General features: G+C 67.6%; 18 protein-coding genes. 12 read left to right on the top strand and 6 right to left on the bottom strand.

The features are described 5' to 3' along the window. The first annotated feature begins 126 nt into the window (after positions 1 to 126). Genes FBY30_RS18080 through FBY30_RS18070 form a run of 3 tightly spaced genes read left to right on the top strand, consistent with a single transcriptional unit; the run spans position 127 to position 2,866 of the window. The gene (locus FBY30_RS18080; protein WP_142133965.1) at positions 127 to 1,449 is read left to right on the top strand and encodes an MFS transporter; all 1,323 of its coding nucleotides are present in this window, start codon (positions 127 to 129) and stop codon (positions 1,447 to 1,449) included. Between the two features lie 5 nt (positions 1,450 to 1,454). Further along, positions 1,455 to 2,090: a flavin reductase family protein gene (locus FBY30_RS18075; RefSeq protein ID WP_142133964.1), complete on the top strand. Its 636-nt coding sequence runs from the start codon at positions 1,455 to 1,457 to the stop codon at positions 2,088 to 2,090. 17 nt (positions 2,091 to 2,107) lie between these two features. Further along, on the top strand, positions 2,108 to 2,866 hold the full coding sequence (locus FBY30_RS18070) for an enoyl-CoA hydratase/isomerase family protein (protein ID WP_160141492.1): 759 nt from the start codon (positions 2,108 to 2,110) through the stop codon (positions 2,864 to 2,866). Positions 2,867 to 2,877: 11 nt separating this feature from the next. Here the strand turns inward: FBY30_RS18070 and FBY30_RS18065 are convergent, their stop codons facing one another. Continuing rightward, positions 2,878 to 3,777, bottom strand: coding sequence for an SDR family oxidoreductase (locus tag FBY30_RS18065; protein WP_142133962.1), 900 nt, complete (start codon positions 3,775 to 3,777; stop codon positions 2,878 to 2,880). A gap of 46 nt (positions 3,778 to 3,823) precedes the next feature. Beyond that, on the bottom strand, positions 3,824 to 6,409 hold the full coding sequence (locus FBY30_RS18060; RefSeq protein ID WP_142135417.1) for an excinuclease ABC subunit UvrA: 2,586 nt from the start codon (positions 6,407 to 6,409) through the stop codon (positions 3,824 to 3,826). A 184-nt stretch (positions 6,410 to 6,593) separates the two neighbouring features. On the opposite strand from FBY30_RS18060, the gene FBY30_RS18055 reads away from it, so the two are divergent. Next, positions 6,594 to 7,418, top strand: coding sequence for a DUF1206 domain-containing protein (locus FBY30_RS18055; protein WP_142133961.1), 825 nt, complete (start codon positions 6,594 to 6,596; stop codon positions 7,416 to 7,418). Between the two features lie 27 nt (positions 7,419 to 7,445). On the opposite strand, the gene FBY30_RS18050 is transcribed toward FBY30_RS18055, so the two are convergent. After that, on the bottom strand, positions 7,446 to 8,225 hold the full coding sequence (locus FBY30_RS18050; protein WP_142133960.1) for an MBL fold metallo-hydrolase: 780 nt from the start codon (positions 8,223 to 8,225) through the stop codon (positions 7,446 to 7,448). Between the two features lie 241 nt (positions 8,226 to 8,466). Between FBY30_RS18050 and FBY30_RS18045 the strand changes: the two genes are divergently transcribed. Further along, positions 8,467 to 9,210, top strand: coding sequence for an SGNH/GDSL hydrolase family protein (locus tag FBY30_RS18045; RefSeq protein WP_142133959.1), 744 nt, complete (start codon positions 8,467 to 8,469; stop codon positions 9,208 to 9,210). 54 nt (positions 9,211 to 9,264) lie between these two features. Here FBY30_RS18045 and FBY30_RS18040 read toward each other — a convergent pair whose 3' ends face one another. Beyond that, positions 9,265 to 9,966 (bottom strand): SCO1664 family protein, encoded by a 702-nt coding sequence (locus FBY30_RS18040; protein ID WP_142133958.1) that lies wholly within the window; start codon positions 9,964 to 9,966, stop codon positions 9,265 to 9,267. Positions 9,967 to 9,994: 28 nt separating this feature from the next. Further along, the gene (locus FBY30_RS18035; RefSeq protein WP_142133957.1) at positions 9,995 to 10,624 is read right to left on the bottom strand and encodes an MSMEG_4193 family putative phosphomutase; all 630 of its coding nucleotides are present in this window, start codon (positions 10,622 to 10,624) and stop codon (positions 9,995 to 9,997) included. 79 nt (positions 10,625 to 10,703) lie between these two features. Here FBY30_RS18035 and FBY30_RS18030 point away from each other — a divergent pair, with 79 nt between their 5' ends. From FBY30_RS18030 to FBY30_RS18020, 3 genes are read left to right on the top strand one after another with little or no spacing between them, the layout of a single operon-like run. Next, positions 10,704 to 12,092, top strand: a complete 1,389-nt coding sequence (locus FBY30_RS18030) for a sigma 54-interacting transcriptional regulator (protein ID WP_142133956.1) — start codon at positions 10,704 to 10,706, stop codon at positions 12,090 to 12,092. A gap of 14 nt (positions 12,093 to 12,106) precedes the next feature. Beyond that, a complete protein-coding gene (locus tag FBY30_RS18025) occupies positions 12,107 to 14,107 on the top strand; it encodes a vWA domain-containing protein (RefSeq protein WP_142133955.1) in 2,001 nt (666 codons plus the stop codon). Positions 14,108 to 14,113: 6 nt separating this feature from the next. Next, positions 14,114 to 14,722, top strand: coding sequence for a dihydrofolate reductase family protein (locus tag FBY30_RS18020; RefSeq protein WP_142133954.1), 609 nt, complete (start codon positions 14,114 to 14,116; stop codon positions 14,720 to 14,722). Between the two features lie 16 nt (positions 14,723 to 14,738). On the opposite strand, the gene FBY30_RS18015 is transcribed toward FBY30_RS18020, so the two are convergent. Beyond that, entirely contained in the window at positions 14,739 to 16,034 is a 1,296-nt protein-coding gene (locus tag FBY30_RS18015) for a BNR-4 repeat-containing protein (protein ID WP_142133953.1), read from the bottom strand. Positions 16,035 to 16,190: 156 nt separating this feature from the next. On the opposite strand from FBY30_RS18015, the gene FBY30_RS18010 reads away from it, so the two are divergent. From FBY30_RS18010 to FBY30_RS17995, 4 genes are all read left to right on the top strand, one after another. Continuing rightward, positions 16,191 to 17,129: a 5'-3' exonuclease gene (locus FBY30_RS18010; protein ID WP_142133952.1), complete on the top strand. Its 939-nt coding sequence runs from the start codon at positions 16,191 to 16,193 to the stop codon at positions 17,127 to 17,129. Between the two features lie 199 nt (positions 17,130 to 17,328). After that, positions 17,329 to 17,844: a flavin reductase family protein gene (locus FBY30_RS18005; protein ID WP_142133951.1), complete on the top strand. Its 516-nt coding sequence runs from the start codon at positions 17,329 to 17,331 to the stop codon at positions 17,842 to 17,844. Between the two features lie 149 nt (positions 17,845 to 17,993). Then, positions 17,994 to 18,296 (top strand): hypothetical protein, encoded by a 303-nt coding sequence (locus tag FBY30_RS18000; protein ID WP_142133950.1) that lies wholly within the window; start codon positions 17,994 to 17,996, stop codon positions 18,294 to 18,296. Continuing rightward, a complete protein-coding gene (locus tag FBY30_RS17995) occupies positions 18,286 to 18,903 on the top strand; it encodes a hypothetical protein (RefSeq protein WP_235009486.1) in 618 nt (205 codons plus the stop codon). Before FBY30_RS18000 ends, FBY30_RS17995 begins: the two co-directional genes overlap by 11 nt. Positions 18,904 to 18,915: the final 12 nt, after the last annotated feature.

The raw sequence follows: 18,915 nt of genomic DNA, 5'->3' as shown, positions 1-18,915 counted from the left end.
GCAACAAGGACCCGCACCATGGGTTGGAGAACCGCATTGCGGGTCCAGCGGCCTGATTCGGAAGCCTCTTTATCCGATATTCGAAGCCAGGCCGGCGCCCTACTACATCTGACCAATGGAGTGATGATGAGTATTCAAGGAGTGACCCGGGAGCAGGCCGTACGGCGGGCCACCGTGGCGAGCGTCGTTGGTACAACCATCGAGTGGTACGACTTTTTCCTTTATGGCACCGCCGCCGCCCTGGTGTTTCCCCAGCTGTTCTTCCCGGGCCAAGTAGCCTTCGCCGGCGTGCTCGCGGCGTTCGGCACGCAGTTTGTCGGCTTCGTGGCCCGGCCCATCGGTGCGGCCGTCTTCGGACACTTCGGTGACCGGATTGGGCGGAAGACAACGCTCATGGCCACGCTTTTCCTCATGGCTTTCGGAACCGTGCTGATTGGCCTGCTTCCGACATACGAAAGCATCGGCGTTGCCGCGCCGGTCCTGCTGGTGCTGCTCCGGATCATCCAGGGCATCGGCGTGGGCGGCGAGTGGGGCGGTTCGGTGCTGCTGAGCATGGAATGGGGCGACCAGGCCCGCCGCGGCCTGTCCGCCTCCTGGCCACAGATCGGGGTGCCGCTGGGACTGGTCCTGTCCACCGGCGTCGTCCGGCTGACTACTGCCGCCACCGGCACTGAGGGATTTGTTGCCTACGGCTGGCGGATCCCCTTCATTCTCAGCATCATCCTGATCGGTGTGGGCCTGTTCGTTCGGCTGCGGGTTATTGAAAGCCCCGAGTTCGACGCCGTACGGCAGTCCAACAAGGTGGTCAGGGCTCCGATCATCGAGGTGATCCGGAGGCAGCCCAAGGAGATCCTCCTGTCCGCCCTGGTGCGTACGTCGGAACAGGCACCCTTCTACCTGTTCATTACCTTCGTGATCACGTACGCCACCAAACAGCTGAAGCTGGACAGCAACTCCATCCTCGATGACACGCTGATCGCAGCGGCTTTGGGGCTGATCAGCGTGCCCCTCTTCGGACGCCTTTCAGACCGTTTCGGCCGGCGCCGCGTCTACGGAACAGGGATCGTGCTGACGGCACTGTTTGCCTTCCCCTACTTCGGGCTGCTGAACACCCGGGACGCCCTGTGGGTAGGTGTTGCGGTGGTGGTCAGCCTGATCCTGCACGACATTCAGTACGGCCCGCAGGCTGCCCTGATCGCCGAAAGCTTCGACACCGACATCCGTTACACCGGCGCCGGACTGGGATACCAGCTGGCCAGTGTGATCGCCGGTGGTCCCGCGCCGCTGATTGCGGCCGCACTGCTGGCAAACTACGGCAACTCGACGTCGATCTCGCTCTACATCATCCTCTGCTGCGTCATCGCCATGCTGGCCCTGATCTTCCTGCCCAGGGCCAAGGGGGCGCTGGCCAAGGACGCCGCTGCCGCCGCGGCGCCCAGGAACCTGTAGGCCGGATGCGGTCTGACTTCGACCCCGGGCAGCTGGGCCCGCGGGAGTTCTACAAGTTCCTGACGTCGGTGGTTGTTCCACGGCCCATCGCCTGGGTGTCGAGCACGTCCCCGGCGGGGGTGGACAACCTGGCACCCCACTCCTTTTTCACCGTTGCCTCGGTGGACCCTCCGATCATCCAGTTCACCTCCGTTGGGGAAAAGGACTCGCTGCGGAACATCGAGGCGACGGGGGAGTTCGTGGTGAACCTTGCGCCGGCCACACTGATCCAGGAGGTCAATGCCACCGGGACGAACTTCAGCTCCGATGTCAGCGAGTTTGATGCCGCGGGCCTCACCCGCGAGCCCAGCGCAGTGGTCCGGCCGCCCCGGGTCAAGGAATCGCCGGCGGTCCTGGAGTGTTCCCTGCACCAGACCCTGCGGATGGGCGACTGCGTCCTGGTCTTCGGGGCGGTGGTACACGGATCAGTCTCAACCGGGGTGCTCCGCAGTGGCCACCCCGACGTCACCGGGCTTGATCCGCTCTCAAGGCTTGGCGGTGATGAGTGGTCCACGCTGGGTCCCATCCAGGACCTTCCGCGGATCCGGGCATCCCAATGGCCCGGCAGCTTCACGCCACGCATCCCGCGGCACCCGGAATAAGGGAGGAAAGCCGACGTATGGCCGCCACCGTAAGTGTTGAGGAAGTGGGATCTGTCGCCACGCTGTCCTTCGGCAGCGGGCAACGGCTCAATGCCCTCGGGCGCGCCGAGTGGCAGGAGCTGGGGAACGCAGTCCACCGGCTGGCAGCCATCCCGTCCCTGCGCGCCGTGGTGGTGCGGGGCAGGGGGGGAATGTTCTGTGCCGGCTTTGACGTGCGCGAATGGGAGGGGCGGACGGACGCGGAGATCAGCCGGACGTTCGACGTGATCGAGGCCGCCCTGCAGGCGCTCGAGGACTTGCCCGTTCCCACTGTGGCTGTTGTAGAAGGAGCGGCTGCCGGCGGGGGCTGCCAGCTGGCCCTGGCCTGCGACCTGCAGCTGCTCACCCCGTCGGCCCGCATCGGGATGCCTGTGGCACGCCTGGGACTGCTGGTTCCGGCCACCTTTGCCAACCGCATGGCGCTGCGGATTGGCCCGTCACGAACCAAGGACCTTCTCTATGGCGGCCGGATGCTGACCGCGGACCAGGCCTGGTCCACGGGCCTGGTCACCACCTTGGCCCCTGATGAGGACGCCGATGCGGCGCTGGATGCGATCCTCGACAATTGGAAGGAAGGTTCGGCGGCGTCGCTGCGGGCATCAAAGGCAGCGGTGAATGCGGGTCTTGGCCTGTTGACGGACGCCGGCCGCCGGGCAACACCGGGGCCCGCAGTGGATCCCGCCGAGTTCCAGGGCCGCGTCAAGGGCTTTCTGTCCCGTCAGCGAAAATTCCCTTAACCAAGGCTCCGTCAGGGCCTGCCCCCGTGTGAGGGGCGTACCCCGGGAAAAGGCTGCTGCGCCGCTTCGAGGACGGTGACGTCCAGGGCCATCCGGTGTCTCCGGCCCAGGCTGCCGCACAGGGCGTTGTGCAGCCCGTGCGTCACCAGCCTCCGCCTGGTCAGGAACCGGAATTCCGCCCTATCGGAAGTCACTAGGTCCACAATGGGCCATGCAGCTTCGTCGGCGCTCTGGCCCCAGAGTCCGACGACCACCGGCAGGGCGCTGAGGCGGTACTGGTACCCGGGCTGGGACGTCACCCGGGCCAGGAGGTCGGTCCGGACCAGGCCGGGGTTGATGCCGTGCACCCTAACGCCAGTGCCTTTGGTTTCCAGACGCAGTGTCTCCGTGAACTGGCGGACCCAGCGCTTGCTTGAGGCGTACGCGTTCTGCAGCGCCACCGGTCCGCGGTCGCCCTGGCCGTACAGATTCACCAGGTCGCCGTGGCCCTGGGCAAGGAACACAGGCAGGGCCACGCGGGCCCCATGAAAGGTCCCCAGGATGTTCGTTCGCACCACGTGGGTGAAGTCAGCCACGGGCGTGGAGGCCGTGGGCCCGAACACGCCGGACACGCCTGCGTTGTTGACCCAGATGTCCAGCGTTCCCCGGCTGAGGGCCTCGTCGCGGATCGCCTCGACGTCCCCTGGCTCTCCGGTGTCGCAGCGCATCCCCGACGCCGCGATGCCTTCAGCCTGCAGGCGTCCGACGGCGGCAGCAACGCCGTCGTCCGACCTGGACGCCAGCACCACTGCTGCGCCGTGCAGGCCCAGAGCCCGTGCCATGGCAAAGCCGAGCCCGCGGGACGATCCGGTCACCACCGCTACGCGGCCTCGAAGCACGTCACTGGCAAGGGCGCTGCGTTGTAAACGCATCCCTCAGTGATACGCGCCGGCGGGGGAGAGGGCAAGGGGGCCGGGGCTACCGCTCCCTGCCCGCAGAACGGGCCCGGAGTGCGGCGGCCAGGTAGGGTGCGGTGCGGCTGTTGGTGGAACGCGCGACGGCGGCCGGGTCACCGGCGGCGACGATCTCCCCGCCGGCGTCACCACCGGCGGGCCCCAGGTCCATCACCCAGTCGGCGGCGGCCACCACATCCATCCCATGCTCCACCAGGACCACGGTGTTGCCAGTGTCCACCAGTCGGTTGAGCTGCGCCATCAGGAGTTCGACGTCCGCGGGGTGCAGTCCCGTGGTGGGCTCATCCAGCAGGTACAGTGTGTGCCCGCGCCGGGCGCGCTGCAGCTCTGTGGCCAGCTTGATCCGCTGCGCCTCGCCGCCGGAGAGTTCGGTGGCGGGCTGGCCCAGCCGGAGGTAGCCCAGCCCCACGTCCTGCAGCGTCTGCAGGGAACGTGCCGCGGTGGGAACACCCGCCAGGAAACCGGCGGCGGCGTCGACCGTCATGCCCAGCACCTCGGCGATGTTCCTGCCCTGGTAGGTGACCTCCAGGGTCTCCGGGTTGTAGCGCGAGCCGTGGCATTCCGGGCACGGACCGTAGCTGCCGGGCAGGAAGAGCAGTTCCACTGCCACGAACCCTTCGCCCTGGCAGGTCTCGCAGCGCCCGCCGGGCACATTGAACGAGAAACGGCCGGGCCCGAAGCCCCGGCTCCTGGCAGCCTCGGTGGCAGCGAACTCCTTGCGCACGGCGTCAAACAGTCCGGTGTAGGTGGCCAGGTTGGAGCGCGGGGTGCGGCCGATGGGTTTTTGGTCCACCTTGACCAGGCGGTCGATCCGCTCCAAGCCAGTCACGGAGCCCACGGTCAGGGGCTCCTTGTCTTGGGCAGAATCCGGGTCCTGCTCATCGGCTGCAGGCCCGGCCCCGGACGCCATCCGCAGTGCCGCGCCGGCCACGCCGGCCAGGACCTGGCTGACCAGGGTGGACTTCCCGGAACCGGAGACACCGGTGACCGCCGTCAGGACGCCGAGTGGAAAAGCCGCGTCCAGGTTTCGCAGGTTGTGGCGGCTCACATCGCGCAGCTCAAGCCAGCCCGCCGCCCGCCGGGGCGCACCCTTGCCGGCGTCAGCGCCGCCGTCGACCGTTGCCGCTTGCCGTTCCTCCCGGAACTCTCCCTCCTGGAAAAGGAACGGCCGCGTCACGGACTCCTGCACTGCCTTGAGGCCCTGCACCGGGCCGCTGTACAGCACCTCTCCGCCGTCTTCGCCCGCACGGGGTCCCACATCCACCAGCCAGTCCGCGCGGCGGACCAGGTCCATGTTGTGCTCCACCACGAACACGGAATTCCCGGACGATTTGAGCTGGTCCAGTACAGCAACAAGGGGTTCGGCGTCTGCCGGGTGCAGGCCTGCGGACGGTTCATCGAGCACGTAGATCACGCCGAAGAGCCCGGAGCGCAGCTGCGTGGCAATCCGGAGCCGCTGCATTTCGCCGGGGGAAAGCGTTGGCGTGGGCCGGCCCAGCGCGAGATAGCCTAGGCCAAGCTCCAGCAGCACGTTGATGCGCTGCAGCAAGTCCCGGGTGATGGCCACTGCCACTTCGTTGGACTCGGAGGAGTGCTTTCGGGAGGCGGTTCCCGCAGCGGCCAGTTCCGTGGTGGGGCGGATAAGCTCCGCCAGTTTGGCCATGGGCACGGCGTTGAGTTCGGAAATGGTGTGGCCGGCGAAGGTCACCGCCAGAGCCTCGGGCCGGAGCCCCGTCCCGCCGCAGCGGGGGCACGCTCCCGTCTCCATGAACCGCAGCACCTTCTCCCGCATTGCAGGGCTCTTGGAATCGAGCAGCGTGTGCATCACGTAGCTCTTGGCGCTCCAGAACCTGCCTTTGTAGGGCTTGGCCACGCGGTCCCGCTGCGGCGTCACTTCCACCACGGGCTGTTCTTCGGTGAACAGGATCCAGTCGCGCTGCTTCCGGGGCAGCTGATGCCAGGGGGTGTCGACGTCGTAGCCCAGGTGCGTCAGGATGTCGCGCAGGTTCTTGCCCTGCCAGGCGCCGGGCCAGGCCGCGATTGCGCCGTCGCGGATGCTGAGGGACGGGTCTGGAACCAGTGAGGCTTCAGTGACGGTGTGGGCAGTACCCAGTCCATGGCACTCCGGGCAGGCGCCGGCCGCGGTGTTGGGGGAGAAGGCGTCCGAGTCCAGCGAAGGCGCCCCGTCTGGGTAGGTGCCTGCGCGGGAGAAGAGCATGCGCAGCGAATTGGACAAGGTGGTGACGGTTCCAACAGTGGACCGGGAGGTGGCAGTGCCGCGGCGCTGTTGGAGCGCGACGGCGGGCGGCAGCCCGGTGACCTGTTCCACCTTGGGGTTGTGCCCCTGCTGGATGAGCCGGCGGGCGTAAGGTGCCACCGATTCGAAGAACCGGCGCTGCGCTTCGGCATAGATGGTGCCGAACGCGAGGGACGACTTGCCGGAGCCGGAGACACCGGTGAACGCCACAATCGCATCCCGCGGCACGTCCACGCTCACGTTCCGCAGGTTGTTTTCGCGGGCCCCACGCACCCGGACGAACCCGTCTTCGGCGTGGCCGGCCGCACTGGAGGGTAGGGCCAGGGCGGTCAGTTCGTCGGGGTTCTGTTTGGCGTACACCGGTTCGACTGTAGTGCCGATCCGGAGATGGCCGGAATTTCAGGACCTGTTGGGCCGGCGCGGGCGGATTTACACTGAAGCATTCCGCGACGCTGGCAGGCCGGGGGAAGCTGACCGGGGAAGAGAAGATCAACTACATATTTGGGAAGGGCCGGCCATGGGCAACGCATCGCAGGGAGCTAACAGGGCAGTATCGGAGGCCGCATCCGCGACCCGCAGCCCGGCGGTCCGCATGCTGGCCCGGGCAGGATTTGTCTTCATCGGCCTGGTCCATATCCTGATCGGCGTCATTGCCCTGCAACTGGTCCAGGGCCGGGGCGGCGAGGCCGACCAGTCGGGGGCAATCGGAACCCTGGCATCGAAGCCGGGAGGCGGCATCCTGCTGTGGGCCGGCGCCGTGGCCTGCGGCGCCCTCGCCTTGTGGATGCTCAGCGAAGCCTTTTATGGTGCCCGCAGCGAGACGGAGTCCAAGAAGAAGGTGAAAGAGGCGGCCACCGCCGTGGGCAAGGCCGTGGTGTTTGGTTTCCTGGCCTTCACCTTTGCCGTCTTCGCCGCCGGTGGCAGCAAGAACTCCAGCCAGTCGGCCAGCGACTTTACAGCAAAGCTGATGGGAGCGCCTGCCGGGGTGGTGTTTGTCATTGTCGTGGGGCTGGCGATCGTCGCTGCCGGCGTCTTTTATGCCTATCGGGGTGTTTCCAGGAAGTTCATGGAGGACCTGCAGGATCCGGGCAGTGCCCGCACGGCCGTTGAATGGCTCGGAACAGTCGGCTATGCGGCCAAGGGCGTGGTGCTCGCCGCCGTCGGTGTCCTGATTGTCGTGGCTGCTGCCACCGCCGACCCCTCCAAATCCTCGGGTCTCGACGGCGGCCTGAAGGCCCTCGGCTCGCAGCCTTACGGGGTGTTCCTTCTCGCCGCCATCGCCGCCGGGCTTATCTGCTACGGCGTGTATTCCATGGCACGGGCACGCTACGGACGGTTCTAGACCCAGCCTTGCCAGTCCAGTCGGGAATTACGGGGTCCCAGGCGCCCGGCCGCGTACGGCGGCCAGGGCCGCGCCCAACGGGAGGTGCACTGCAGGCCCGTGGCCGGGGAGGATTACCGAGGCGTCCACTCCCTCCAGTTTCCGCAGGGCGGCCAGGGCCTCGGCCGGGTCTGAGTGATACATCCTGTGCAGCATTTGCGGGCCGCTGGTCCGGCTGATCGGGTGGCCTGTGGCGAACGAATCACCGACGGCGATGACGCCGGCCGCAGGAAGGAGGAGTGCCGCGTTGCCTGAAGTATGTCCGGGCAGCGAGACAGCTTCCGGCCTGCCGGGCAGGGCCCGGAGAGCGGCGTCGTCCCATGCCTTTGCGCAGGAAACAGGCTTGGCCGCCAGCGCCCCGGCCTTGATGGCGTGCAGCATCCAGCGCAGGACGCGGGGCCGCCATGCACGGCGCAGTACCTGGGCAAGGCTGACCTGGTGCTTTTCCGTCCCGCGTACGTGGGCCAGTTCTTCGGGGGCGCACAGTACCGGCGTTCCGAACTCCTCAGCGAAGTACGCCGCCGAGCCGGTGTGGTCCACGTGGCCGTGCGTGACCAGCAGCGCAAGGGCGTCGGCAGGGTCCAGGCCCAGGTAGCGGAGTGAGGCGAGGACGTGGTGGCGGTCAGCGGGGTAACCGCTGTCGATCAGGATGAATCCCGTCCCGTCCCGGACGACGATCCAGTTGGCGGCCGGGCCTTCAGCGAAGTAGACGCCGGGTGCCTGAACGGAAAGGCTGGTTGCGGGGTTCCAGGGGGTTTGCTGCTGCACGGGGTCAAGGGTAGCTGCTCGAGCGCGGCGGGACGCCCGGGTGCCCGCCTGCCCCCAACGGAGGCGGACGGGGTACCTAATGCCCTAAGACTTCCTGTGCAGTCGCTGTGCATCCTGTTGATTCTGGTCACCTTCGCCCTACAGTGATCCCACAATTGCCTACGATTGGACACGGACAAAGAACAGATCAGCGGCAGCGAGTCAGCTGCCGCCACGCATTTCCAGGGAGGAGGCAGCACCCATGCACCACAATGCGTACCTCCACGCGCATCCCGGGCGTCTTTTGGCGGCGGGAGCTGTTGCCCTTCTCCTGGCCATCACATCCGGAAGCACCGCCCAGACCCAGCCATCCGCCACGGAGGCGCCTCCGGTCCGCGTGGTGGTGGTGGGGGACTCGCTGAGCACCGGCCACGGTACCTCTCCGCAGCAGGCCTGGCCTGCGCTGATGCGGAAGGACCCGGAGGTGGCCGGCCTGGAAGTGGTCAACGCCGCCGAGGACGGAAGCGGCTACCTCAGCCTGGGCGACTACAACGGAACTTTCGGCAGCCAGGTTGAAGATTTCGTCACCCCGGACACGGGGATCGTGGTCTTCTTCGGGTCCGAGAATGACCTGGGCTACCCGCCGGCCGATCTAGGCAGCGCCGCCTTGGCAGCCATGGACCGGGCGGAAACCCTGGCCCCCGAGGCCAGAATCATCGTGGTGGGCCCGCCGTCGTACACCACAACCCCGGACCCCGGGCTGGTGGAGATCAGCGACCAGCTCAAGGCCGCTGCACTGCAGGCGGGCGGGGAGTTTGTGGACCCCATCGCCGAGGGCTGGATCAGCGATGATTTTGACGACCTGATTGGTCCGGACGGCGACCATCCGACCGTTCAGGGGCAGCACTACCTGCTGGACCACATCGGCGCCTACCTTGAGCAGGCAGCCCCGGCGGCTGCAGCGGCACTGGAAGGGCGCCAGGACCCGCGCAAGGCTGCAGCCTAGGTGCACGGCAAGGACCACTAAAAGGCCTGGACCCAAGCGCCTGGACTGCATCACCTAGACCAAAGGCCAGGGGTAGCGCATGCCCGTGCGGTCCACGGGGAGGACCCCTTCCTGCAGCATGCGCTGGACCCGGCGCTGGAGCGCGGCCACCTCGGCGTCGTTGAGCAGCTCGGCCAAGTCGGCCGGCACCGTAGTGGCCAGGGGGCTGATGTCGTCGAGCAGGGCCTCTGGAATGGGCTCGCCGGCGAAGTCCCAGATCACCGTCCGCAGTTTGAACGCGGCCGAGAAGCACAGGCCGTGGTCGATGCCCCAGATATGGCCGTCGGCGCCGCGCAGCACATGCCCGCTTTTCCGGTCCGTATTGTTCGCCACGTAGTCGAACAGGGCGATCCGCGCCAGTGCGCCATGCGTTTCGGGGGAGTCTTCGTACAGGGTGAAGTAATGCTCCCCGAGGTCGCCTTCGATAAACCACTGCAACGAGCCCACCCCAAGCGGTGCGTCTGTGCGGACCACCGTAGGTGGGACGATTCCCCACCCCAGTGCTTCGCTGAGCAGGTACGCGGCGCGCTCGCGGCGGTGCAGGCCGGCGTCGAAATCTGCGAGCGGACGTTCGCCGGCAACTGGTTTGTAGACTGCCCAGGCGGAGTCGTCCCCGCACGAAAGCTCCGCGAGGAAGGTGGCATTGCTGCCGCTCATGATGCGGCCCAGCAGCTGCACGCGGCCTTCCGTGAGGAGGGTCAGTTGACGTTCAGGCACCACGGGCTCCATGCGGATCCACGCCTGGTCACGGCGCCCTCAGCCCGCTAAGTGGTTCAGACGTCGAATTCACCGTGAGTACGGCGGGTGCCTGGCCGTCGGTGTAGGAGATTGCCGAGACCGACGCCGGGCTGATCATGATGCGCTGGAAGAGGTCCAGGTGGGTGCCCAGCGCGTGGGCCACGGCAGCCTTGATGGGGTCTGCATGGGAGAAACAAACGACGACGGAACCCGGGTGGGCGGCCCGAAGGGCGTCCAGCGTGCCGACGATCCGGGCCTGCATCCCGGAGAATCCCTCGCCATTGGGAAAGCGGAAAGCGGACGGGTTGTGCTGGACGGTTTGCCACTCCGGGAGGCCGGTCAGGCCGGCGAGCGCCGCACCTGTCCAGTCGCCAAAGTCGCACTCCAGGAGCCCGGCATCCTCGCTGATAGTGAGCCCGGCACGGGCAGCGGCCGGCTCGGCTGTCTCCCGTGCCCGTTCCAGCGGCGAGGAATAGATGGCGTGCACGGGCAGGCCGGAAAGGCGTTCGGCCACGGCGTCGGCCTGGGCGCGCCCACGCTCGGAAAGGTGCAGCCCCGGGGCGCGGCCGGGCAGGACCGTACCAGTGGTGGGCGTCTGGCCGTGCCGCACTAAAAGGATCAAGGTGCTCTGTGTCACGCGATCAAGCTTACGGCCGGCTCCGGGGAATCTGGAGGAATCTCTCGATTAGCCGCAGGGCGGGGCTTACGGTAGAGAGGTGACTGATCGCCCCGATATCTACACCGTTGGTGAACTCCGTGCGGCAGGCTACGTCCTCAAGGACCTTCGCCACGAGATCCGCGACAATCTCCTCGCCGCCCTGGCGGAGGGGCGGGACCCCTGGCCGGGCCTGTACGGGTTCAGCAGGACGGTTATTCCGCAGCTTGAGCGGGCCTTGATCGCAGGCCATGACATTGTCCTGCTGGGCGAGCGCGGCCAGGGCAAGACCCGCCTGCTCCGTACGCTGGCCGGGCTGCTGGATGAATGGTCGCCCGTAATTGAAGATTCGGAGCTCAACGAGCATCCGTTCGAACCGATTACCGAACAGTCCCGTACCCGTGCCGTCACCGAAGGGGACCGGCTGCGGGTTGCCTGGCGGCACCGTTCGGAGCGCTACGTCGAGAAACTGGCAACGCCGGACACATCGGTGGCAGACCTCATCGGCGATGTGGACCCCATGCGCGTGGCCGAAGGCCGGCGCCTGGGCGACCCCGAAACCATCCACTACGGCCTCATCCCGCGCTCCAACCGCGGCATCATCGCCATCAATGAACTGCCGGACCTTGCCGAACGCATCCAGGTGGCCATGCTCAACGTCATGGAGGAGCGGGACATCCAGATCCGCGGCTACGTGCTGCGGCTGCCGCTGGACGTGCTGGTGGTCGCATCCGCCAACCCGGAGGACTACACCAACCGCGGCCGGATCATCACGCCGCTAAAGGACCGCTTTGGTGCGGAGATCAGGACGCACTACCCGATCGAACTGGAAGACGAGGTCTCTGTCATCAGGCAGGAGGGCCGGCTGGTGGCGGATGTCCCGCCATTCATCCTGGAGATCCTGGCCCGCTACACCAGGGCGCTCCGGCAGTCGCCGGCGATCAACCAGACCTCCGGTGTTTCCGCCCGGTTCGCCATTGCCGGGGCGGAGACCATCGCGGCCGCTGCCCTGCGTCGGGCCAGCCTGCGGGGTGAGGACCAGGCTGTGGCCCGGATCATCGACCTGGAACCCGCCGTGGAGGTCCTGACCGGGAAGATCGAGTTCGAGTCGGGTGAGGAAGGGCGGGAACAGGGCGTCCTTGACCACCTGCTGCGCAACGCCACCGCCGAAGCAGTCAGGGCCCACTTCCAGGGGCTGGACATGGGCCCGCTCGTGGCCGCCCTCGACGGCCACCGGACTGTCAGCACCGGCGAGCAGGTCACAGCCCGGGAGTTCCTTGGCAACCTGCCGTCGCTGAATGGCTCCGGCCTCTACGACGAAATTGGCCGGCGCCTCGGTGCGGTGAACGACGGCCAGCGCGCCGCCGCCGTCGAACTTGCCTTGGAAGGCCTGTACCTGGGCCGGCGGATCTCCAAGGAGTCCGACGACGAGGAAACCATCTACGGCTAAGCCCAGGAGGCACCATGGCCATCCACAAACGGCACGCCAAGTACGGCCGGTACACCGGCGGCCCGGACCCGCTTGCCCCGCCGGTGGACCTGGCCGAGGCCCTCGACGCCGTCGCCGAGGACGTCATGGCAGGCTATTCGCCGCGCCACGCCTTGCAGGAGTTCCTGCGCCGGGGTGGCCGGAACCGCGACGGGCTGGACGACCTTGCCCGGCGCGTCCAGCAGCGGCGGCGCGACCTGCTCGGCCGGCACCGCCTGGACGGCACCCTGGACGAAGTGAAGAAACTCCTGGATACTGCCGTGCTGGAAGAACGCAAGCAGCTGGCCCGGGATGCCATGATGGACAACACCGACCGTGCCTTCCGGGAAATGCAGCTGCAGAACCTGCCGCCCTCCACCGCCGCCGCCGTCAATGAGCTGGCGTCCTACGACTGGCAATCCAGTGCAGCACGCGAAGCGTACGAACAAATCAAGGACCTGCTGGGCCGGGAAGTCCTTGAACAGCGGTTCGCCGGAATGAAGCAGGCGCTGGAGAGCGCCACCGATGAAGACCGCGAGGCCGTGGGCGCCATGCTTCGGGACCTCAACGAGCTGCTGGGCAAGCACCGGCGCGGCGAAGACACCGAGGCGGACTTCCAGGAGTTCATGGCCAAGCACGGCCAGTACTTTCCGGAGAACCCGCAGTCAGTCGAGGAACTGGTGGATGCCCTGGCGCAGCGCGCCGCCGCTGCCCAGCGGCTCCTGCAGTCCATGACCCCGGAGCAGCGCGATGAGCTGATGCGCCTGTCTGCCCAGGCCTTCGGCTCACCCGAACTCATGGCCCAGCTCAGCGAGCTCGACGCCGCCCTGCAGGCACTCCGGCCGGGGGAGGACTGGAACGGATCGGAACGCTTCGAGGGGCAGGAAGGCCTGGGACTGGGCGACGGCACCGGGGTGCTCCAGGACATCGCGGAACTCGACGAACTGTCGGAGCAACTGTCCCAGAGCTACAACGGCTCCCGGCTGGATGACCTGGACCTGGACGCCCTTGCGCGCCAGCTTGGGGAAAACGCCGCGGTAAGCGCCAGGACGCTCGCGGAGATTGAGCGGGCCATGCAGGACGGCGGCTACCTGCGGCGCGGGGCAGACGGCGACCTTCGGCTGTCTCCGCAGGCGATGCGCCGGCTGGGAAAGTCGCTGCTGCGCGACGCTGCCAGGCAGCTGTCCGGGCGGCAGGGCAGCCGGGACACCAGGATGGCAGGGGCCGCGGGTGAACTGACCGGGTCCAGCAGGCAGTGGGAGTTCGGCGACGCCGAGCCCTGGGACGTCACCCGCACCATGACCAACGCCATCCGGCGGACCATGGCCGACGGCGGCGACCCGGCCCGCGGACTGCGGCTTGCGGTGGACGATATCGAAGTAGCGGAGACGGAAGCCCGGACCCAGGCCGCCGTTGCCCTGCTGGTGGACGTGTCCTTCTCCATGGCCGCCGAGGGGCGGTGGGTTCCCATGAAACGGACGGCGCTTGCGCTTCACCACCTGGTGTCCACCCGCTTCCGCGGCGACCGGTTGCAGCTGATCACGTTCGGCCGCTACGCGCAGTCCATGGACATTGGCGAACTGACAGCGCTGCCAGCCCTGCGCGAACAGGGAACCAACCTGCATCACGGCCTGCTGCTGGCGGGCCGCTTCTTCCGCCAGCACCCGTCCATGCAGCCCGTCCTGCTGGTGGTCACGGACGGCGAACCCACAGCGCACCTGCTGCCCGACGGGGACTCCTGGTTCAACTGGCCGCCGGATGCCGAGACCATCCGGGCCACCATCGGGGAACTGGACCGGCTTGGCCGCATGGGGGCCCAGACCACCTTTTTCCGCTTGGGAACCGACCCCGGCTTGGAACGGTTCATCCAGCGCATGGCGCGGCGCGTGGATGGCCGCGTGGTGGCGCCCGAGGTGGGCGATCTTGGGGCCGCAGTGGTGGGCGAGTACCTCCGCGCCCACGTCCGCAGCGCCTATGCCGATGGCGACTGGTTCTGACCCGCCATGGCCGAGCTGATGGTGGACCTGATCATCACCCTGGACGGGTGCGCCTCCGGCGAGGGCTGGCCGGGCTGGTGGGGCCTGGAGGGTCCGGAATACCTGGCCTGGCTCCAGCAGGAGGCCCGTACCCAGCGCACCTATCTGATGGGGGCCAACACCTACCGCCTCATGTCCGGGATGTCGGAGGACGCAGCGGCCGGGGGTACAGGCTACTCCGAGGACGAGAGCGCTTCGTTGACGGGCCTCGCTGCCGTTCCCAAGGTGGTCTTTTCGGCCAGCCTGGCGGCGCCCCTCCAGTGGCCGAACTCCGAGCTGGTGGCCGGTGACGCCGTTGAGGCCGTCAGGCAGATGAAGCAGGTCCATGCGGGACCCTTGAGTACCCTGGGCAGCCTCAGCCTTTGCCGGTCCCTGGTGGCAGCCGGCCTGGTGGACCGCTTCCGCCTGGTTGTCTTCCCCCTGATCACCGGCCGCACCGGAAGCGAACGGATCTATGACGGCTACCCCGACGTTGCCCTGGAGATGGTGGACAGCAGGACCTTCGACGGACGCCTCCAGCTGCTCGAGTACATCCCGCGCGTGATCGACGCGCCGCAATGGAGGGGACAGGCGTAGCGCCCTGCTCGCCAGGTTACCGGGAAAGCACCACGACTTCAGTTTCGTAGGCCTGCGAGGAGCGCATGGTGCCGCGGAACCAGCACACCGCGTGCACCCCGGCGTCTCCGGGCGGCACTATTGGACGAAGGTTGTTCACCCGGGAGTTGGCCGTCACTGCCTCCCACTCCCACGTGGCTCCGCCGTCCCGGGTCCGGCCGGCGTAAATCTCGTAATGCGCGGTGGCGTCACCAGTCCGGGGATCGACCGGAGCGGAGATGTACACCCGGTCCAGGTCGTAAGGGTCCACCGCACCCAGCCCGGTGTAGTCCTGTTCGTGGGGGAGCAGGGCCGGACCGGCGGCTGCGAGAGGGTGCAGCTGCCAGCGCGTCCCGTCGAAGCGCGCGTAGAGCAGGCGGTGATCGTCGACGTCGAGCACCTGCTCCCGCTCAAGGGCGCCGTTGACGTCGTTCGCCCGGCAGCTGATGATGGCGGCCAGCTGCGGACCCTGGCCGCGGAGGTCGACAGTCCAGCCGTGGGTGAGGACGTCCCCGTCGAGTTCGGTGCCTGCCTGGAAAACCGTGCTGAGGGAGCTCTGGTTGATGCCGGCGGAACCGAGCAGGGGCTTGGACACCACCTGGCCCTGTCCGTCGTGCAGCGCGTTGTCCCGGATAAAGCCGTGATAGATGCTGTTGTTGAAGTCGCGGGGGTGGTGGTCCGTGGTGATGAGGTCGATGCGGTCGGTGCCGTTGCCGAAGTAGCGGGTGTAGCCGTTGACGTAGCCCACCTTGGGCCGGGTGAAGAGCTTTCCGCCGAAACTCCAAGTGGTGCCGTCGTCCTCCGAGACCATCATGGTGGGGTCGTCGTTGATGGCCCGGACAAAGTTGTACACGCGGGACTCGGAGTCCAGGCGGTGCAGGTTGGAGTAGGTGGCTCCGCGCCCGTCCGCCAGTTCCGTCCAGTCGAAGCACTGTTCGGCGCCCCATTCGGAGGCATCGTGGGGCTGCGTGGAGATCCGCCAGCGGGAAACGTTGTCCGTCTTGTGCTTGGCGTACATGGCCAGGTACCGGCCGTCCGGCCTGATCAGCAGCGCAGGGGCGTCGTGGTCGTCAGGCTCCAGCTTCCGGTGCAGGACATGCACCGTGCTCTGCCCGGTGGCCAGGTCCAGGACTGCGATTTCGATGTTGCCGCCCCGGCTTTCGCCGCCCGGGCCTTCCGGGGCAGCCACGGAACCCACCAGCAGGGTGTTGGCAACGGGATCGACCACGGCCCGCTCGTCCTGGAACCAGCACCATGCTCCGTTGTCATTGATTGAGATCGGGTCCGGGGACATGGCACTCCTGGTGTGGATGGGAAAGCGTATTCCGTAATCCTTACCCATGCTTCTTCCGGGGTCAACGCTTTTGCACAGCCCATCCCGGGTCAACAGCCGCTTCGGTCACCGGTCCGCCTCCTGCCGTACGGAGCCATTCCGTGTCAGGATCAAGGTATGCCCCAGCGCCTTATGCTGCTCGACACTGCCTCCCTGTACTTCCGTGCCTTCTACGGCCTGCCGGACACCATCCGCCGTCCGGACGGAACGCCGGTCAACGCCGTCCGCGGGCTGCTGGACATGATCGCCCGCCTCACCACCGACTACCAGGCCACCCACCTTGTAGCCTGCTGGGACGACGACTGGCGGCCCCAGTGGCGCGTGGACCTGCTTCCCACCTACAAGGCCCACCGCGTGGCCCGGGCGGTACCGGACGGCACCGACGTCGAGGTGGTCCCGGAGGGGCTCGAAGCGCAGCTGCCCATGATCCGGCGGGTGCTGGAGCTGGCCGGCATCGCCATCGTGGGCGCGGCACAGCATGAGGCCGACGACGTCGTGGGCACCTATGCGAGCCAGGCTGCCTTTCCCGTAGACGTCGTTACGGGCGACCGCGACCTCTTCCAGGTCTGTGACGACGACCGCGGAGTCCGGGTCATCTACACCGCCCGCGGCATGAAGAACCTCGAAGTCATCACCGAAGAAAGTGTGGTGGCCAAGTACAAGGTCCTGCCCCAGCAGTACGCCGACTATGCCACCTTGCGCGGGGACGCCTCCGACGGCCTTCCCGGTGTGGCGGGAATCGGCGAGAAGACGGCGGCCTCCCTGCTGCTCAAGCACGGCACCCTGGAACGGTTGCTGGCTGCGGCGGAAGATCCCGACGGCGGGGTGTCCGGGCCCGTCCAGGCCAAGCTTGCCGCCGCCGCCGCGTACCTGGAAGCAGCCCCCGCCGTCGTCCGTTTGGTGCGCAACCTGGAACTGCCCACCCTGGACGAGGCAGGCGCCCTGCTGCAACCGGTGGCGGGCGGGCCGCGCGCTGAACTCGAGCAGCTAACAACGGACTGGAACCTGGGCGGATCGGTCCGCCGGCTGCTGGCCGCTTTGGACCAGCGCGGGTAACAGGCGTGCCTGGCGGAGAAGACCGCCTTATGTTGCGTCATCCAAGGACGCGGCAGGCGCTCCGGGATCCCTGCCGGATGACGCCGGATGTGCAGGCGTGACGCTGGGTTGCGGCCCGTGTCCGTTCGTTTCAGGCGGCTTGAACAGGCCTTTTGGGGATGCTTGGGTGAGGTAACGATCCAGACGAGAGGCCTCTTCCATGACAGTCACTTCAGATCTTGCTCCGCGCCGGCTTCGCGACATTTTCGGAACCTTCGCCAGCGGCCTGACCGTAATCACCGGTTCCACCCCGGACGGACCCGCCGGCTTCACCTGCCAGTCCTTTGCATCCCTGTCGCTGGATCCGGCCCTGGTCACGTTCAGCCCGGCGCGCACCTCATCCACGTGGCCGGTGCTGCGGAAGGCCGGTTCCTTCACCGTGAACATCCTTCCTGCAGAGCACCAGCACCTCGCCGGGCAGTTCGCCCGCCCGGAAGCAGACAAGTTCGCAGGAGTCGGCCACACGTCGTCGCCGCTGGGAAGTCCCGTGCTCGATGGTGCGCTCGCCTGGATCGACTGCGAGCTTCACGCGGAGTACGACGGCGGCGACCACACCATCGTGGTGGCCGCGGTGCGCCATCTCCACGCGCGGCACGACGCAGAACCGCTGCTGTTCTTCAGGGGCCGGTACAGCGGGCTTGCACCGGCGGAGGGCCTGCTCGAAGCGTCGCGCTGAGGGGTCCTGCCAACCCATTGGCGGAAGGGCTTGCACCCCCGGGCCCGGGAACGCCGGCCGTCAGCACTCTTGCTTCAGGGCCATCCAGTAGTAAGCTTACTGAGCATTACTAGTAAGCTTGCTGATTAAATGGGATGGGAGCAGGAGCCATGGGCGCAATTTTCGGTACGGCCCTGTCACTGATGCTGACCGTTGGCGGCGCGGCGGTTGCCGCGGAGGGTGGCCCCGGAGCAGCCCAGCACTATCTTGCCGGACATGTGCTCCTCGGACTGGGCATCGGCCTGTTGATCGCCACCATGCTGCGGACGGTTGCCCGGTTCCTCCTTGCCCGGGCCGCTTCGCCCGCGGAGAAGACCATGGCGCTGCCCGCCGGGACTGACCCGGCAACGGTCACCGTGCTGCCCTTGCGGTCCGCCGCTCCCATGCCGATGCGGGGCAGGCATGCAGCCTAAGGTGGAACCGGCCGCGGCACCTGGGCTTGCCGGTGAGGCAGCCGGGGCGCGTCCCGTACCCCTGCGCCGTCGGAAGGCCCATGCCCTGATCGTCCTGTGCTGCACCCTGGTTGCCGCCGCACTGGTGGTTGGAGCGGCGGGCATCCGGTCCGCAGACGCCGACGAAAACGTCCTCCGCGGCTTCCAGATCCGCGTCCTGAGCATCAGCCAGGCGGCGGCAGAGAACAGGATGGACGGGGCGCTGGCCGCCCTGCAGGCACTCGAGAAGGACCTGGGCGACGCCGCGGCAGCAGGCCGGCTCTCCGCTGCACGGTACCGCGGCATCGAGACCGCACTCTCGGCAGTGAAGTCGGATATTGCCACGAAAGTAGCGGCCGCCGCAGCACCTGCCGCGCCGGAACCCAGCGCAGCGGCTCCTGCCCGTCCCGACACCAACCAACTCGCCGACACCGCACAAAGTGAACCCGTCCCCGCGCCCGTTGAACCGGCGGTGCCTGCCGTGGCTCCCGCCCCTGCTCCGGCGGCGGCCGTTCCCGGTGACCAGCGTTCGGACACCGCCAAGGAAGCCAAGGACAAGAACAAAGGCAAGGGGCAGGGCAAGCCCTGAGACCCCAACGGC

This window comes from Arthrobacter sp. SLBN-83, from assembly GCF_006715285.1.
GTDB lineage: Bacteria > Actinomycetota > Actinomycetes > Actinomycetales > Micrococcaceae > Arthrobacter.
This window is presented reverse-complemented; position numbering and strand designations above follow the sequence as displayed.

Coding starts and splice junctions, on each gene's coding strand:
- FBY30_RS17995 (WP_235009486.1), top strand. CDS start 18,286: ATGCAGCCTAAGGTGGAACCGGCCGCGGCACCTGGGCTTGCCGGTGAG.
- FBY30_RS18045 (WP_142133959.1), top strand. CDS start 8,467: ATGCACCACAATGCGTACCTCCACGCGCATCCCGGGCGTCTTTTGGCG.
- FBY30_RS18080 (WP_142133965.1), top strand. CDS start 127: ATGAGTATTCAAGGAGTGACCCGGGAGCAGGCCGTACGGCGGGCCACC.
- FBY30_RS18065 (WP_142133962.1), bottom strand. CDS start 3,777: ATGCGTTTACAACGCAGCGCCCTTGCCAGTGACGTGCTTCGAGGCCGC.
- FBY30_RS18055 (WP_142133961.1), top strand. CDS start 6,594: ATGGGCAACGCATCGCAGGGAGCTAACAGGGCAGTATCGGAGGCCGCA.
- FBY30_RS18015 (WP_142133953.1), bottom strand. CDS start 16,034: ATGTCCCCGGACCCGATCTCAATCAATGACAACGGAGCATGGTGCTGG.
- FBY30_RS18070 (WP_160141492.1), top strand. CDS start 2,108: ATGGCCGCCACCGTAAGTGTTGAGGAAGTGGGATCTGTCGCCACGCTG.
- FBY30_RS18000 (WP_142133950.1), top strand. CDS start 17,994: ATGGGCGCAATTTTCGGTACGGCCCTGTCACTGATGCTGACCGTTGGC.
- FBY30_RS18005 (WP_142133951.1), top strand. CDS start 17,329: ATGACAGTCACTTCAGATCTTGCTCCGCGCCGGCTTCGCGACATTTTC.
- FBY30_RS18075 (WP_142133964.1), top strand. CDS start 1,455: ATGCGGTCTGACTTCGACCCCGGGCAGCTGGGCCCGCGGGAGTTCTAC.
- FBY30_RS18010 (WP_142133952.1), top strand. CDS start 16,191: ATGCCCCAGCGCCTTATGCTGCTCGACACTGCCTCCCTGTACTTCCGT.
- FBY30_RS18020 (WP_142133954.1), top strand. CDS start 14,114: ATGGCCGAGCTGATGGTGGACCTGATCATCACCCTGGACGGGTGCGCC.
- FBY30_RS18025 (WP_142133955.1), top strand. CDS start 12,107: ATGGCCATCCACAAACGGCACGCCAAGTACGGCCGGTACACCGGCGGC.